This window comes from Streptomyces sp. NBC_00669, assembly GCF_036226785.1.
Classification (GTDB): Bacteria; Actinomycetota; Actinomycetes; order Streptomycetales; family Streptomycetaceae; genus Actinacidiphila.
The window spans coordinates 8574957-8591237 of the sequence record NZ_CP109018.1 but is presented as its reverse complement, the minus strand read 5'-3'; the positions used below and the strand labels follow the sequence as shown (position 1 = coordinate 8591237).

At 73.2% G+C, this 16281-nt stretch carries 12 protein-coding genes; 4 read left to right on the top strand and 8 right to left on the bottom strand.

The features are described from left to right. Nucleotides 1–81 precede the first annotated feature (81 nt). From OG896_RS36240 to OG896_RS36210, 7 genes are all read right to left on the bottom strand, one after another. Entirely contained in the window at nucleotides 82–3432 is a 3351-nt protein-coding gene (locus OG896_RS36240; RefSeq protein ID WP_329372219.1) for a tetratricopeptide repeat protein, read from the bottom strand. A gap of 39 nt (nucleotides 3433–3471) precedes the next feature. After that, complete coding sequence (locus tag OG896_RS36235) at nucleotides 3472–3786, bottom strand: trypco2 family protein (protein WP_328460832.1); 315 nt, start codon at nucleotides 3784–3786, stop codon at nucleotides 3472–3474. A 186-nt stretch (nucleotides 3787–3972) separates the two neighbouring features. Further along, entirely contained in the window at nucleotides 3973–5100 is a 1128-nt protein-coding gene (locus OG896_RS36230) for a MerR family transcriptional regulator (RefSeq protein ID WP_329372218.1), read from the bottom strand. A gap of 220 nt (nucleotides 5101–5320) precedes the next feature. Further along, nucleotides 5321–7069, bottom strand: coding sequence for an ABC transporter ATP-binding protein (locus tag OG896_RS36225; protein WP_329372216.1), 1749 nt, complete (start codon nucleotides 7067–7069; stop codon nucleotides 5321–5323). Further along, nucleotides 7066–8709 carry an ABC transporter ATP-binding protein gene (locus tag OG896_RS36220; RefSeq protein ID WP_329372214.1) on the bottom strand — a complete coding sequence of 548 codons (1644 nt, stop codon included), beginning with the start codon at nucleotides 8707–8709 and terminating at the stop codon, nucleotides 7066–7068. Before OG896_RS36220 ends, OG896_RS36225 begins: the two co-directional genes overlap by 4 nt. A 667-nt stretch (nucleotides 8710–9376) precedes the next feature. Beyond that, a complete protein-coding gene (locus OG896_RS36215; protein WP_329372212.1) occupies nucleotides 9377–10105 on the bottom strand; it encodes an HAD family hydrolase in 729 nt (242 codons plus the stop codon). Between the two features lie 68 nt (nucleotides 10106–10173). Then, nucleotides 10174–10542 carry a VOC family protein gene (locus tag OG896_RS36210; protein WP_329372210.1) on the bottom strand — a complete coding sequence of 123 codons (369 nt, stop codon included), beginning with the start codon at nucleotides 10540–10542 and terminating at the stop codon, nucleotides 10174–10176. A gap of 63 nt (nucleotides 10543–10605) precedes the next feature. Here OG896_RS36210 and OG896_RS36205 point away from each other — a divergent pair, with 63 nt between their 5' ends. Together OG896_RS36205 and OG896_RS36200 are read left to right on the top strand one after the other, a co-directional pair. Then, nucleotides 10606–11079, top strand: coding sequence for a MarR family winged helix-turn-helix transcriptional regulator (locus OG896_RS36205; protein WP_329372209.1), 474 nt, complete (start codon nucleotides 10606–10608; stop codon nucleotides 11077–11079). Nucleotides 11080–11330: 251 nt separating this feature from the next. Beyond that, the gene (locus OG896_RS36200) at nucleotides 11331–11879 is read left to right on the top strand and encodes a DUF4232 domain-containing protein (protein ID WP_329372207.1); all 549 of its coding nucleotides are present in this window, start codon (nucleotides 11331–11333) and stop codon (nucleotides 11877–11879) included. Between the two features lie 137 nt (nucleotides 11880–12016). Here the strand turns inward: OG896_RS36200 and OG896_RS36195 are convergent, their stop codons facing one another. Next, complete coding sequence (locus OG896_RS36195; RefSeq protein WP_329372205.1) at nucleotides 12017–13462, bottom strand: MFS transporter; 1446 nt, start codon at nucleotides 13460–13462, stop codon at nucleotides 12017–12019. A gap of 125 nt (nucleotides 13463–13587) precedes the next feature. On the opposite strand from OG896_RS36195, the gene OG896_RS36190 reads away from it, so the two are divergent. Further along, nucleotides 13588–14679, top strand: coding sequence for a LysR family transcriptional regulator (locus OG896_RS36190; RefSeq protein ID WP_329372203.1), 1092 nt, complete (start codon nucleotides 13588–13590; stop codon nucleotides 14677–14679). A 382-nt stretch (nucleotides 14680–15061) separates the two neighbouring features. Then, nucleotides 15062–16228 (top strand): L-rhamnose isomerase, encoded by a 1167-nt coding sequence (rhaI, locus tag OG896_RS36185; protein WP_329372201.1) that lies wholly within the window; start codon nucleotides 15062–15064, stop codon nucleotides 16226–16228. The last annotated feature ends 53 nt before the right edge of the window (nucleotides 16229–16281 follow it).

The window sequence follows — 16281 nt, the reverse complement described above, 5'->3', positions numbered from 1 at the left end:
ACGATGAACGGGGGACCGGAGTCCGCGTCGAGACCACCACGCCGGTTCGCGGCCGCCGACGGATTCGGGTCGTGCTCGTTGCTACTCGCGGTGCGCCGCGGCTTCGGCGGCCTTCGCCGCTTCCTCGGCTTCGTCCAACACCGCGAAGACGTAAGGAAGTTGCTCTTCCAGATGTCGGCTGAGCATCGCCACGGCGGCGTTCCGGGGAATCTGCTGCGATCCGACCCGGCGCGCCACCTCCTGCATCGCGGTGTACGCCTCGACGAAGTCGCGGAGGTGGTCAGCGGGGTACGCGCGGACCAGCCCGCCCCAGATCTCCACCGCCGCCATCGACGGCTCCAGGGCCTCCTGCCAGCGGCCGTCCTCGCTCAGCAGGGCCACCGAGTCGGTCAGGAACGAGGCGATGAGCGGCTGGTACTTCGGCAGTTCCCGGTCGAGCCCGTACCAGAGGTCCAACGCGCGGCAGAGCGCGTCCGGGAGCGTCTCCAGGGAGCCGGACAGGGCCTGCCAGAGGCCGAGTTGGAGGGTGTGCTTGACCAGGCTGAGCTCCGCCTCGGCGCCGGCGAGCCCGATCCGCCGCCGGTGCTCCCCGATGCCGACCGCCTGCCGCAGGGCGTCGCACGCCTCGGCTGAACGTCCCAGCTGGTGGAGGATGTTGCCGAGGTTCACCAGCGAGGAGATGAGCCGGCCCTCGAAGTTGCGCGGGTCGCGGCGGGCCAGTAGCCGAAGCCCCTGCACCGCGTCCTCGGCGTAGCGGAGGCCCTCCTGGTGCCGCCGCATGCCGACGAGCAGCGCCGCGAGGTTGGAACGCCAGACGGGGAGCAGGATCTCGTGGGAGGAGTCGGTGGCGGCGAGCTGCTCGGAGAGTTCCACCGCCCGGCGCAGCGCGCGCCGGGCCTCGTCGAGGCGGCCCAGGTCCCAGAGCCCGTCGGCCAGGTTGTTCAGGTTCCAGGCGAGTCTCGTCCTGGTGTGCCGGTCGGTCTCGCCCAGCCGCTCCAGCAGCTCCACCGACTCTGCGAGGGCGAGCAGCGCCTCCTGGTCGCGCCCGGCGGCGGACAGGCAGGAGCTCAGCGTGCTCAACGCGAGGGCGTACGCGCGGTCGCGGCCGGGGTGGTTCCGGTCCAGGCGTTCGATGACCCGCAGCTGCTCCGCAGCCGCGGCCAGCGCCTCCTCCGCGCGGCCCGCGCCGCTGAACGTGCTGCTGAGCAGGTCCAGGGCGATGCCGAGGTCGTTCAGTGCGGTCGCCGAACCGTCCGCCGCCTGCCGCCGGGCGGCGGTCACGGAGTCCTCGGCGAGCTTCAGGGCGAGCCGGTCCAGACCGTCGTGGGCGTGGATCAGGACGATCCGGAGCCGGTTCAGCACCTCGACGCTGAGGCCGCCGGCCGGCATCGCGTCCAGCAGCGCCTGTTGCACGCCGGCGGTCCTGGCGGTGCGGCCCGTCCCGTGGTGCGCGGCGGCGGCCCGCGCCAGCACGGTCACCAGCCGCACCTGCTGGTCGGCGGAGGAGCGCGCCAGCAGGTCGGCCAGCGGGAGCGGCGGATCGAGGTCGAGCAGGGCGCGGGAGGCGTGGTACTCGCCGACCCGGTCGGGTTGCAGCGGGCCCCAGAACCGGTCCGGTCCCGCCGGGTAGAGGGTACGCAGCCAGGCCGCCATGACCGGTGCCCGCGCGGGCGGGATACCGGGGAGCGCCCCGACGGCGGCGACCGCCTCGGGCTCGTCTCTCGCCCCGCACAGCGCGGCGACGGCCACGGCCTGCTGGAGGACGGTCGGATCGAGCGGCCCGAGCCGTTCGGCGGCCCGCACCCAGTACCGCTGCTCGTGCCGCAGCAAGGTGGCCTCGGCGGGCTCCTCGGGCGCGGCCGAGACCGGCGCCGAGCCGTGCTGCAACAGGGCGGTGAGCGCAGCCATCTGTACGGTCAGCACCGACTCGTCGCCGTCCACGCCCAGTCGGCTCGGCACGCCCAGGGCCGGCGCCAGGGCAGGCCATCCGGCGGGCGGGCGGCCGGGCAGGCCGGGTAACGCCTCCAGCAGATCGGCGAGGTCGCCGACCGCGCCGCGGAACAGCGCGGTCATGGCGTCGGGCGGGCCGCCCGCACCGACCAGTGCGGCCAGTTCGATGGTCGGGGCCCTGGCCAGGATCTCGTCCGCGTACGACGCGGTCAGCCCGTCGCTCTGCCAGGCGCCGCCGGTACGGGCGAGGAGCAGCAGCCGCGTACGGTGCCGGCAGCCGCGCAGCTGGTCGATGACGCGGCGCACCAGGCTCGGCCGGGCGTCCGCGTAGTCGATGACCAGCAGGAAGTCGAGCGCGGTCTCCAGGGACCTGAGTTCGGGCAGGGCGAGGTCGCTGTCCCGCAGTTCCGCCCGGAGGTGCCCGGTGACCCACCCCTCCGCCCGCAGGTCGTCGGCCAGTTGGCGGGCGAGGCGGGACTTGCCCTGCCCGCCGGGCCCGGTGACCACCCGTACCGAGAAGCCCTCGGCACCGACCTGGCACCAGTCCCGCAGCGCCCGCAGCTCGTCCGCCCGCCCGCGGAAGGCCACCGCCTCGGCGTCGGCGCGCAGCAGCATCGCCGGCGAGCGCAGGTCCCGCTCGGGGGCGGCCGGATCGAGCAGGTCCACCGGTTCCGCGGCTTCCAACAGCGGCTGCCAGCCGCCGTGTTCGGCGATCAACGCGGTGAAGCCGTCGTCCGCGAGCAGCAGCGAGGCCGGGGTGGCGGTCAGCCGGGTACCGCCCACGGCCTGCCGGTCCGCGCGGACCACCCCGCACAGCAGCCCGCTCTGGCGGCTCTCGGTCAGCAGCGCGGCACCGGACATCCCGGACCAGCCGGTGCCGGTCCCGTCCCGTACCGGGATGGTCGCGTCCTTGCTGAAGACCTCGTAGCGACCGGCGAGCGAGCCGGTCCCCGGCATGATCTCGCCGCTGATCCGGCCGTCGAAGCGGTCGCCGCTGCTGGGGTCCTTCTCCATCCGGGGGAAGCCGGCGACGGCGACCGGGTGGGGGCGGGTGCCGATGATCCGGCCCCACCGTTGCGGCGGCCGGGTGCGTATGTCGGCCAGCGAGTCGGGCGGCTGCCAGCGCCGGCCGGCTCCCCCGCCCTGGCCGGCTCCTTCGCCCTGGCCGGCTCCCCCGCCCGGCCCGGTCACTTCGGCCTGGCCATCTCCCCCGCCCGCCCCGTCGACTTCCACCTGGCCGTCGACTTCCACCAGCGCCGCGTCGACCCGGTCGTCGACGCGCCACCACCGAACCGCCGCCGGGAACTGCTCCGTTCCCGCATCCGGCCGGCAGACGGTCACCCGGGCCGGCTCCGGCCCCATCGCCGCCTGGACGACATGACCCGCCGTCAGCGCCAGCCGCGGCGCGACCAGGTAGCCGGACCCGAACGTCGTGCCGGTCTCCCGGTGGACCCGGATCTGCACCCGCCGGTCGAACTCCATCCGGCCCCCTCCCGCCTCCCGGACCGCTACCGGGCCGCCCTACTCCTCATCGGAGACGTTCACCGGGGCATGATCGGCTCCACGTGCGTCCAGCCGCACCGTGACCTTGTGGGTGGCCTGGCGCGTGCGCTCGGCGCCGCCGCCCACGCTGACCACCGCGAACCGCAGTCCGGCATCCGCCTTCCGGCTGCCGGTCAGCTCCATCCCGAGCTCCAGCGTGATCTCCCCGAGGGAGAGGTGGACCCCGTCGTCCCCGTCGGTCGCCACCCGCCGCTGCGCCTCGGCCACTTGACGGCGCAGCAGCGTGATCGCGTCGGCCAGGTCGAGCCAGTCGTCCCCGCTGCTGTTGCCCACGGGTCCCCCTGATCGCTCGGTCACCGGCACGCTCGATGGGACAATCCTATAGATCCACCTGAGTCGCGACGCGGCTCACGGGAAAACCACCCACCGGTGATCGTGCGAACACCGGTGAAGCCGCGCCGCCGTTGGCCGTCGGCGTGCTGCCGCACCCGGACCGCTCGGCGCACTCCGTACGACCGTTCAGGCCACCAGCAGCCGCAGGCCCAGCTCGGCCGCGTCCAGCGCGACCAGGTCGCGGTTGCGCTCGGCCCACCGCCCCGAGGCGAGGTCCTCGCGCAGTCCGTCCACCGCCCGCCGCTCCGCCTCCGGCCCGACCCTGGTCCACACCGACACCGCGCGGCGCACCTGCTCGTCCAGGTACGCCTCGGGACGGCGCCAGTACGCCTCGAAGAAGCCGTCGGCGCAGTCCCACGGGACGAGCACCGGCTCCGCGCGGCCCCCGATCGCCCGGGTCAGGTCCGCCAGCGACGGCCAGTCGACGAGGAGGTCGGCGAACTCCGGCAGGTAGTCGCGGGTGAGCCAGAACCGCTGGAGCCAGCCGGTCGTGCTCGCGTCGTACGTGAACACCACCACCCGGCGGGCCACCCGCCGCATCTCGCGCAGCCCGGCGATCGGGTCCTGCCAGTGGTGAACGGTGCTGAACGCCATCGCGGCGTCGAAGGACTGGTCCTCGAACGGCAGGCTCTCCGCGGCGGCGGCCACGCACGGCGCCGCGCCCGCGGGACGCTGCGCCCGCATCACCGCCGACGGTTCCACCGCCGTGACCTCGCGGTCCGGCGGCTCGTAGGAGCCGGTGCCGGCCCCGACGTTCAGCACCGTCCGCGCGTCGCCGAGCGCTTCCCACACCCGCGCGGCGATCCGCGGCTCGGTGCGCCGCGTCGCCGGGTAGGCGGACCCGATTGTGTCGTACAACTGGGCTCCGAACACCTTCAGTTGCTCCTCCGGCGTCGTTCTGATCCCCATGGCCCGTGCCTCCAGTTCCTTGTCGATGGCCGTCACCATCGCGGTGGTGCGGTCGCGCTGTTCCACCAGCAGGCCGCGCAGCCGGCGCAGGTGCGCGACCGCGTCGGTGGCCGGGTCGTCGACGAGATCCGCGATCTCGCGCAGGCCGAACCCCAGCCGCCGGTAGCCGAGCACCTCCCGCAGCCGCTCCACGTCGCCCGCCGAATAGGCCCGGTACCCGGCCCCGGTCCGCGCGGACGGCTCCACCAGGCCGATCTCGTCGTAGTGATGCAGCGTGCGGACGCTCACGCCCGCCAGCTCGGCCACGCGCCCCACGGTCAGGTGCTCTTCCACACCCCCGACCATGCGGCATCACGCCACGTGAGGGTCAAGCGCGCTCCTCGAACTCGCGGGCGGGGCTGCGGCGGCTTCCGTGCGGAGGTCGGCGACGAGGTAGTCCCTGAGCCGCATGATGAGTCGACCGGCCCGCGGCCGAGCGGCGCGGGTGTCGTCGAGAGCGAGGGTTCCCGCGTTCGTCGGGTCAGCCGGCGGTCCGGTACCCGTTGATCCGCGACCGCCTCAGGAGTCAGGTGGTCGCGTGGTGGTCGGACCATGCCTGCCAGAGTCGCGAGTAGCGGCCTTGCCGCGCGAGGAGTTCGTCGTGGGTCCCCTGCTCGGCGATCGCCCCGTCGTGCATGACCAGGACGCGGTCCGCCAGCTTGGCCTGGGTCAGCCGGTGCGCCACGATGAGGGCCGTACGGCCCTGTACCGCCGCGGTTGCCGCTGCCTCCAGTACGCGCGCACCCGCCGAGCCGGCCTCTGCCGTCGCCTCGTCGAGCACCACGAACCACGGGTCGCCCAGCACCACTCGGGCCAGCGCGAGCTGCTGGACCTGGTCGGCCGTCAGCCGGTTTCCCTCCTCGCCGACGACGGTGTCGAGCCCGTCGGGAAGGGCGTCGACCCACCGGTCCGCCCCGGTGACGTCGAGGGCACGCCGTACCTCCTGGTCGGAGGCTCCTGGACGGACAAGGGTCAGGCACTCACGTACCGTGCCGGCGAAGGCGTGAACGTCCTGGGTGATGAGGAAGACGTTGGCGCGCACGCCTGTCCGGACGGGATCGTACGGCTGCCCGCCGTAGGACACCACGCCGTGGGAAGGCCGCAGCACGCCGGCGGCGATCGCGCCGAGCGTCGTCTTGCCCGCCCCGGTGGAACCGACCAGGGCGACCCGCTCACCCGGGGCGATACGCAGGGACACGTCACGCAGGACCGGCGTGCCCGGCGTGTACTCGTGGGTGATCCCGGACAGGACGATCTCGCCCTGTCCGGGTTCGAGGTGGCCCTCCGGCACCGGGGGCTTCGGCATCAGTGCGATGCCCACCAGCCGGGACAGGGCCGCCCCGACCGCCTGGAAGCGGTCGAAGGTGAAAAGGATGCCGGCGATCGGGGTGAACAGGCGGAGGAAGTACAAGGCGGCCGTGGTGACGGCACCGACCGTGGTGAGGTTCCGGCGTACCAGGACGAACCCCAGACCGAGGATCAGGACCAGGCCGACGAGTTCGGTCACGTTGTTGCGCATGAGGAAACGCAGCGACATGCGGAAGACGCTGACGGTCAGGGCCGCGACGCGCTCGGAGGTGTCCTCGATCCGATGGAGCAGCCGGGTGCCGATACCGAAGGCCCGGGCCGTGGGCGCCGCGCCGATACCGGTGAGGAGTGCTTCGGCACGCTCGCCCTGGGCGATGCGTTCCTCCCGGTAGAGCGGCTCCGAGCGGGGCAGGTACCAGCGCAGACCCATGGCGAACAGCGGTGTGACCGACACGATCGCAAGGCCGAGGCGCCAGTCGAGCGCCAGCGTGCCCACGGCGGTGAGGGCGATCGTGACGGCCGAACTCACGATTACCGGCACGACGTTGCCCAGCCCCTGGGACACGGTGCGCACATCCTCCGAGAGCCGCGAGAGCAGGTCCCCGGTGGTGGCGCGTTCGATCCGGTCCGCGGGCAGATGCAGCGCGCGGTCCAGGACCTCTTCCCGCAGTTCCGCCAGCGCGGGCTCACCGGCACTGGCCATCGCGCTCACCGACAGGCCGCCGAACACCGCGGCCGCGGCCGTGGCGACACAGATGACGAGTGCCTGGGAGAAGATGGTGTCGTGGCCTGAGCCGATGTCGTTGACGATCTTTCCGATGGCCCACGGCGGCACGAGGCCGGCCACGCTTGCCAGGAGGGTCGTGCCTGCCGCGGCCGCGGTGGCCCGGCGGTTGGCCGCGGCCATGCGGCCCAGAAACCTGAATGTCTGCCGGTGGCCGCTGATGGGCAGCAGTTCCTGGCTCACCTCAGCACCAGCTCCTGGTAGTCGGGGCGTTCCAGTAGATCCCGGTGGGTGCCCTCGCCGGCCACCTGTCCGTCCGTCACCACGACGACGCGGTCCGCGGTGGCCAGCAGCGCCGGACTCGTGGTGATGATCCAGGTCGTACGCGCGTCGGCGGGGCCGTGGCGCAGGGCTTTGACGCCGCGGGCGATCTGCTGTTCGGTGACCGCGTCGACTGCCGTCGTCGGATTGTCGAGCACGAGGAAGGGCCGGTCGGCCGCCAACGCCCGGGCCAGCGCGATGCGCTGCCGCTGCCCGCCGGAGAACGTCGCTCCGTCAGCCGTGACCGGCTGGTCCAAGGCCCTCTCGTCGAGGTCGACGATGTCCTGGGCCGCCGCCGCGTCGAGGACCTGTGCCAGCCGGGCCCCGTCCAGCCGGGCCGCGGGGTCGAGGTTGCCGCGCAGGGTGCCTTCCAGCAAGTGGGTGTGGTGGGGGTTCACCAGGAGGAGGCCGCTGCGGGCGCGGATGCTCAACCCGTCGATCGGGATGCCTCCGACCAGGGCCTCGCCGCTGAGGTCGTCCGGCTGGACCTCACCGCTCAGCAACCGGACCAGGGTCCCGGCCGCGGCAGGGTCGGGAATCACGAGGCACAGCAGCTCGCCGGTCCTGGAGGTGAGGGAGAGGTCCCGCAGCGCACCGGTGGTCACCTCGTTCAGGGACACCTGCGCGGCCCCGCCGACCACCGCGTCCGCGTCACCGTCGGCGAGCAGCGGCGGCGTATCCAGGAACGCCACGATACGGGCGGCCGAGGCGTACGCCGACCCCGCTTGCGCGCCGATGCCGCCGAGCGCGCGGATGGGCACCGCGAGAAACTGCGTGAGGCCCACGACGGCGATGAGGTCCCCCACCGAGATGGCGCCGTCGAGCGCGCGGCTGCCCGCCAGCAGCGTGACCGCGGCCAGGAAGAGACCGCTGAGCCCGGTGGACACGCTCTCCAGGATTCCGTGCGACCTGCCCAGCCGTACGCCGGCGCGCTTGGCTTCCTGGCTGTGCGCGCGGTAGCGCGCGGCGGCCTCGTCCTCGGCGCCGATGCCCTTGAGCACGCGCAGTCCTCGGACCAGGTCCGCCGCCATGGCGCTGGTTCGGGCGATCTCGGCGAGCTGGGTGCCGCTGCGGCGGGAGATCATGGGCGTACTGAGCTGGATGAGCGCCAGCACGACGGGCATGCCCACCAGCACGACCAGGCCGAGCTCGATGTCGATGCCCAGCAGGATGACGGCGCTGCCCGCGACGGCGACAGCCGACGCCAGTGTGTAGCTGGCGGGCTGGGTCAGGCTGCCGGCGCCCTCGGCGTCGACGGTGGCCAGGGACAAGGTGGCGCCGGGCAGGCTGCCGCTGCGGGCGCCGAGCGGGCGCAGCACATGGCGGGCGATCTCGACACGCAGCCGGTGGCGTTCACCCTGGTCGGTTCGGAAGGCCTCGGCCGCACCGTGGAGATAGGTGACCATCAGGGAGGCGAAGACGAGGAGCAGCAGCGCGCCCCACGCCAGCAGGGCGTGGACACTGCCGACCGCGACCGCGTGGTCGATGACCATGCCGACGACGACGGAAACCATCGCCTCGGAGAACTGCCAGACCGAGAGCAGGCCGAAAGCGGCCGCCATGCTCCGGCCGTTGCGCCGCACCGCTCGCCACAGTAATCCTGACGCCGAGGCGGGAGGCCGCCCCGCATCGAAGTGCGCCCCGTCGCGATACGGCGTAGGCGAGGCCGGCGGCGGGCGCCTGCGCGTCAGCCCGTCCCTGCCCGATATACGGGTCGTCCGTGTCATGACGTCGCGGAGTCCGCTTCGGTGAGGAAACGGTCCGAGGACGGAGCCGCACGGCACACGCCGAAATCCGACATTCCACATTTTCTGGTGCGCGCCGACCGGCCCATATATCTCCCACCCATGGACGTGCCACTTCACCACCGACGGCATACCGCCCACCGGCAGAACAAGTCATACGCATTACTTCCGGACTTTAACACGGAGTTGATTCACCGTCACCACGCCAGGTGCCCGTTGACACCGTTGACACCGTGCGGTGGCCGCGGGTGGTTTCCCGAAGAATCAAGACAACCGCAACCACCTGCGGAGCGGTGCCCACGGGAGGGCGAAAACGCCCGTGGAGCAGTCGATACCGAGACGGTGAACAACGGCATCGCGTTATCGTGAATTCGGTGCGCCTCCGCATGGGCCGAAATTCGGACGAGGAATTCCGCGCCGCCCCACGCAGCCGACGCCGCAAGGGTGTGAACCCGCGCCGCCCGCCGCCGGGGTGCCCGGGCGATTACCAGCCGAGCGCTGGACCGCAACGGCTCGCGAAATCACGGAGGTCGGTCAGGACGATGTCGGCTCCGGCCCGGCGTAGTTCCTCGGTGGTGTACTTGCCGGTCGCGACCGCCACGGCCAGCGCGCCGGCGTCCAGTGCGCCGCGGACGTCGTGGGGCGTGTCACCGATGACCACGGTCAACCGGCCGGCGAAGCCGTGACCGTACTTCTCGGAGGCCCGCTTGCGGGCTTGGCGCACCAGGTCCGCCCGGTCGCTGCTGTCGTCGCCGTAGCCGCCCACCGCGAAGTCGATGCCGTCACCGAGGCCCAGCGCGCCGAGCTTGGCCATGGCGACGGGACGTATGTTGCCGGTGACGGCTGATTGGACGGTGTGCCGTGCGCTGCACGACGCGATGGCCTCCCGCGCCCCCGGCAGGACCGTACCGGCGTCGCGCATGCGGTCGGTGAGGCGTCGAGTGGCCGTCGCCAGGGCGGCGTAGAACTCGCCGAAGAGGGTTTCGGTCTGCTCGACGCCGTTCAGGCGAAGCGTCTCCTTCAGGATCGCCCGGTCGGTTCGGCCGGACATGTCCGGCAGCTCACCGAGCGGCTTTCCGGTCACCTGCCGGAAGGCGCGTTCGTAGGCTGCGCGGCTCACCCCGCCGCCGATGGTGACGAGCGTGCGGTCGATGTCCCACAGGACGAGGTGAGGGGATGAAGCGGCCTCGCCGGGAGGGCTGTCCGTAGCCATGCGGGACAGCGTAGGGCGTCGGCTCGCGACCGCGCGGACAGGTGACCGCCGCCGACCGCCGAGGGGCGTCAGGCGCGGTCGTGGAGGGTGACCTGGTAGCCGTCGGGGTCGGCGAAGGTGAAGGTCCGGCCGAAGGGGCCGTCGATCGGCGCGGAGACGATGGCGTGACCGTCGGCGACGAGAGCATCGTGGATGGCCTGGACGTCGGTGGCGTGCAGCCAGATCGCGGCACCGATGCCGGGCTGGGCGACGGATGCGAGATCGGTGCCGGGAACGATGTCGCGGAGTGCGAACGCGATCGGCTTCGTCTCGAAGACGACGGCGTGCGGAGGCCCGGCCTGGGAGCGGACGAGGCCGAGGTACCGCTCGTAGAACGCCTGCGAAGCGTCGAGGTCGCGCACCTGGAGGGAGATGAAGTCAGGGCCGGTGGCGGGCATGGTGATGCTCCTTCGCTTCGTGTCAGTATTCTGACACAGACCACTGTATGTCAGAATGCTGACATGAGTCAAAACGGTGCCGGCGTCGACCTGGACAGATCACTGGGCTACCTGCTGAAGGAGGCTTCGAGCGCCCTGCGCGCAGCCATGGAGGAGGTGCTGCGGCCCCTCGGGATGAACGTGACGCACTACTCCTGCCTCGAACTGCTCTCCCAGCGGCCGGGCCTGTCGAACTCCGAGCTCGCGCGGGGCGCGTTCGTGACGCGTCAGTCGATGAACGTGCTGCTCCAGAACCTGGAACGAGACGGCTACGTGACCAGGCCCGCGCAGGCACCCGTCGGGAAGGTCCTTCCCACCCGGCTCACGCCGCGCGGCCGGCGGAGCCTGGAGAAGGCGACCGTGGCGGTGCGGTCCGTCGAGGTCAGAATGCTGGCCGGCATGTCCGAGACGGAGCAGTCGGACGCGTTCCGGATACTGCGGGGCATGGTCCGTTCCCTGCGCGACGGCGACCGCGACGACGGCAACGACGGCGCGTAGTGCGTTCCCTGGCGCGCTCCGGGCCGGCGCGCTCCGGGCCGGCGCGCTCCGGGCCGGCGCGGCCGAGCCGATGAGCAGCGCACCACCTGCCGCCGTACGGCGGTTCTCGTACGTGGTCACCCGGGAACAGCTGTTTGTCGGAAAAAGGTCGTCCGTATACCGAACCTTCCCCCGGGTTCGCCCGTCTTCAGGTGCGTAGGCGCGAACTTGACCAGCGCGCCGGATCACCATCGAGGGGAAACCAGCACTTCATGAAGAGCAAGCTGACCGCCGTGGCCGTCGCGGCCGTCGTCATCGCCGGCACCGCCGCTGCCGCCATCCCGGCCTCGGCCGCCACCTCCACCGCCAAGGCCAAGCCGACCCGTTGCCACACCGCCGACCTGAAGGCGGGCTTCGCCACGGGGGGTGACGCGAGGCCGGAGATGAACCAGACCAAGAAGCAGACGCAGGCGTACATCTGGTTCACCAACACGAGCAAGCGCACCTGCACCGTGTCCGGCTTCGCCGGTGTCGACATGGTCGGCGCGCAGAAGACCGACGGCACCTGGTCGCTGCGGCGCTCCTCCCAGAAGCCCGTGAAGATCACCCTGAAGCACGGGGACACGACGGACTTCAGCATCACCCTGGCCCCGGTCGCCAAGTCCAGGCCGACGAAGGAGAAGTTCGTCCCGGCGAAGTTCCTGGTCACCCCGCCCAACGAGACGAAGCACTTCACCCTGAAGTGGCCGTTCGGCGGCCAGATCCTCAAGCAGGACGGCGCCACCCGCCCGGCCACCTACCTCAACCCGGTCGGGCGGTAACCAGCCGGGCAGCCGCCGGGGTTCCTCCGGCTGGTGGCCGCCGCACACACCTCCGGGTGGTGCGGCGGCCACGTCCGGCACCCGGCCCGCCCGGGTACGACCGGTACGGCCGGGCCCGGACCGGAAACCGCCGCGGGCTACGCCCCTGAGCGACCGCTCCGCCCGGCCCGACGCGCGCCGGCCGCGCGGAGCACGACGGGCAGCACCGCCGCCAGGGCGCAGACCACCCCGGGCAGCAGCAGGCCCCAGCCGGCACCGCGGGCGGAGGGGTGCACCGCGACGAAGGAGCCCAGCACGGCCACCCCGAACGTCGCCCCGAGCTGCCGGACCGCGTTGAGCAGACCGCCGGCCGCACCCGCCGATCCGGCCGGAGCGAGGGTGATCACCGCGGTGGTCAGCGCGGGAAGCGCCAGGGACACCCCGCACCCGGCCGCGAACAGCCCCACCGCGAGCACCGGATACGGCGCCCCGCTGCTCGCCGCGCCCGCCATCACGCCGCCGGCCGCCGCGAGCAGCGCCAGCCCGCCCAGCACCGGCCCCCGCGGCCCGAACCGGGCCACCAGCCGCCCGGTCACCAGCAGCGGGTTCACCGCGGTCGGCAGCGTCAGCGGCAGGAAGGCCACCCCCGCGGCCACCACGCCGTACCCCCGGGTGGACTGGAGGAGCAGCGGCAGCACGAACAACACGGCGGTGAGCGCGAACCCGACGGCCGCGCCCGCCACGAGCATGCCGGTCATCCCGGGTGCCCGCAGCACCGCGGGCACCAGCACCGGCGACACGCCGCGCCGCTCCCGCCCGTCCGTGCGTTCCGGCCGTTCCCGCGGCCTCCGCTGCCCCCGCCACTCCCGCTGTTCCCGCCGTACGAACAGCGCGCCCGCGACGACCGCCCCGGCGGCCGAGCAGGCACCGTGGACGACCGCGTGCGCGCCGAACGCGATCAGCGCGTCCGTGAGGAGCCCGAGCGCCGCGCACGCCGCGAACTGCCCGCCCCAGTCGACCTCGCGCTCCCCGCGCGGGCAGCGCACCGCGCGACCTGCGACCAGGGTGAGCACCAGCGCGGTCAGCGGCACGTTCACCAGGAACACCGCCCGCCAGCCCGCGAGCGCGACCAGCAGCCCGCCCGCGATCGGACCCGCCGCCAGCGCCGCTCCGCTCACCGCCGCCCACACCGCCACCGCGCGGGCCCGCCGCGCCGGGTCCGGGTAGAGCCGGCTGATCATCGCCATCGAGCTGGGCACGCACGCCGCCGCGGCCACCCCGAGCACCGCCCGGAGCCCCACCAGCGTCCACAGCCCCGGCGCGCACGCGCTGAGCAGCGATCCCGCGCCGAACACCGCGACGCCCGCGCGGAAGACCCGGTGCGCCCCGTACCGGTCGCTGACCGCCCCCGCCGACAGCAGCAGCGCGCCGAACGCGACGGTGTAACCGGTCACCACCCATTGCAGCCCGGCCGTCGAACTGCCCAGCGACCGCGCCAGGTCGGGCTCGGCGACGGACAGCACCGTCGTGTCGAGCAGCACCATGAAGTACCCGAGGGCGATACCGAGCAGCGCGGTTCCCGTACGCGGGGCGGCAGTTGGCATACGTGACGGGGCAGGGGACGGAAGCGTGTGCGACATGCCCCGCACCCTCCCGCCCCGCCCCCTTCCCGCTCCACCGCCGGCTCCGCACGCTCCGTTCGGCGGAACCGAATGCGAGGATGAGGCACATGGAGAAGCGAAGCGCTGCCGCGGGCAGGGCGGGCACGGCGGGCACGGCGGGCACGGCGGGGATGCGGACACGGGTGGGCGCGGCGCGAACGGGCACGGGCACGGGCGCAGGACCGGCCGTGGGCGCGGCAGGCGCCGACCGGTCGGCGGGCGCCGGCGGCACCCCGGTTCCCGCTCAGCCCGCGGCCGCGCCCCCACTGGACCTGCGGCAGTTGCGCACCTTCGAGGCCGTCGCGGGGACCGGAAGCGTGACGGACGCCGCCGTACGGCTCGGCCTCGCGCCGTCGTCGGTGTCGCAGGCGGTGCGCACCCTGGAAGTGGCGCTCGGGGTCGAGCTGTTCGATCGGCGGCCGCGCGGCATGCGGGTCACGGCAGCCGGTGAGCGGCTGCTGGTGTGGAGCCGGCGGCTGCTGGAACAGGCCGAGCAGGCCCGCCGCGAGGTGGTCGACGCGGGCCGGGAGCGTACGGCGGTACGCCTCGGCGCGCTGGAGTCGATCGCCGCCGCGATCGTGCCGGGGATTCTGCAGCGGCTCGGCGCGCGCAGGCCGGATCTGGACGTGGAGGTCACCTCGCAGGCCGACCGGTCCGCGCTGCTGGCGTCGGTCGCCGCCGGGGAGTTGGACGCGGCCCTGGTGCTGGACGCCGGCGACTCGCTCGGCGGCCTCGGGTTCGCGCCCCCGGCCGGCGCGGAGTTGGAGTTCCTGGACCTGGAGCCGGTGCCGCTGGTGCTGGTCGCGGCGCCCGGGCACCGGTACGCGAGGGCCGACCGGCTCGCCCCGTCGGACCTGCGCGGCGAGCGGCTGCTGGTCAACGTCCACTCCTCCTGTTCCTTCGCGCTCGCGACCGGCCGGCTGTGCGGCCCCGGCGTGGAACGGGTGCACGCGGGCAGCGTCGCCGTGATGCGGGCCTGGGCCCGGCGCGGTGTCGGCCTGGCGCTGCTGCCGTCCTTCGCGGTCGCCGACGACCTGGCCGCGGGCACCCTCACCGCGCTCCCGCTGCCCGCCCCCACCCTCCACCTCCGCCTGACCTGGCCCCCCTCCCGCACCACCCACCCCCCGACGCGCGCGCTCCTGTACGCCGCGAGCGCCTGACCCGGCACGCTCCCCGCGAGCCCGACCCGTTGCCCGCTCGGCGCGCGGCGGTACGACAACGGCGCCCGACCCGCCGCCCGATCCGCCCTCCTTCGCCGTCCGCCCGGCCGGAGCCTCCGGCGCCCCGAGTCCCTCGTGCAGGAGCAACGTCGCCAGGCACGGGTCCCCGGCGCGCCGCGCTTGCGTTTCGCGGCGTGAAATGATTCATCGCGCTCCCCTCAGCACGCCCCGGCGCGCCTCCCGCGGACCTGCCTGACAGCAGCGCCAAGGCACGATTCCACCTGCCGTAGATCGGTCGGCGTACACCTTGACAGCATTCCGGGACGCCCCTATCTTCGTGGCGTGAATCGATTCATTTCAAACGGTCAGCGGAGGGTCGTCCATGCCTGATCGGTCGGCGGTGAAGGCGGCACTGAGCTCCCAGGTGATCGAGACCCCGTCCTGGGGGTACGGCAACTCCGGCACCCGGTTCAAGGTCTTCGCCGAACCGGGCGTGCCCCGGGACCCGTTCGAGAAGCTGGACGACGCCGCCCAGGTGCACGCCGCGACCGGGGCCGCCCCGGTGGTCTCCCTGCACATCCCGTGGGACGCGGTCGGCGACTACGACGCGCTGGCCCGGCACGCCAAGGAGCGCGGGCTGCGGCTCGGCGCGGTGAACGCGAACGTCTTCCAGGACGACGCGTACCGGCTCGGGTCGGTGGCCAACCCCGACCCGCGGGTGCGCCGCAAGGCCGTCGACCACCTGCTGCACTGCGTCGACATCATGGACGAGACCGGCTCCCGCGACCTGAAGCTGTGGTTCGCCGACGGCACCAACTACCCCGGCCAGGACGACATCACCGCCCGCCAGGACCGGCTGGCCGAGGCCCTCGCCGAGGTGTACGCGCGACTCGGCGAGCAGCAGCGGATGCTGCTGGAGTACAAGCTGTTCGAGCCGTCGTTCTACTCCACCGACGTGCCGGACTGGGGCACGTCGTACGCGCACTGCCTGGCGCTGGGCGAGCGGGCGCAGGTCGTGGTGGACACCGGTCACCACGCGCCGGGCACCAACATCGAGTTCATCGTGGCGTTCCTGCTGCGCCAGGGAAAGCTCGGCGGCTTCGACTTCAACTCCCGCTTCTACGCGGACGACGACCTGATGGCGGGCGCGGCCGACCCCTTCCAGCTCTTCCGCATCCTGCACGAGGTCGCCAGGAACGGCGGCTTCGCACCGGAGACCGGCGTGGCGTTCCTGCTCGACCAGTGCCACAACATCGAGGGCAAGATCCCCGCGGTGATCCGCTCGGTGATGAACGTCCAGGAGGCCACCGCCAAGGCGCTGCTGGTCGACCTGGACGCGCTGCGGGCCGCGCAGTCCGCCGGTGACGTGCTGGGCGCCAACGCGGTGCTGATGGACGCGTACAACACCGACGTACGGCCGCTGCTCGCCGAGGTGCGCCAGGAGCAGGGGCTCGACCCCGACCCGCTGGCGGCCTACCGTGCTTCCGGCCACCAGGAGCGGATCGTCGCGGAGCGCGTCGGCGGCACGCAGGCCGGCTGGGGCGCGTAACCCGCGCGCCGGGCACCGATGTCAGGGCCGCCGCACGCCGGTGGCGCCCGCGC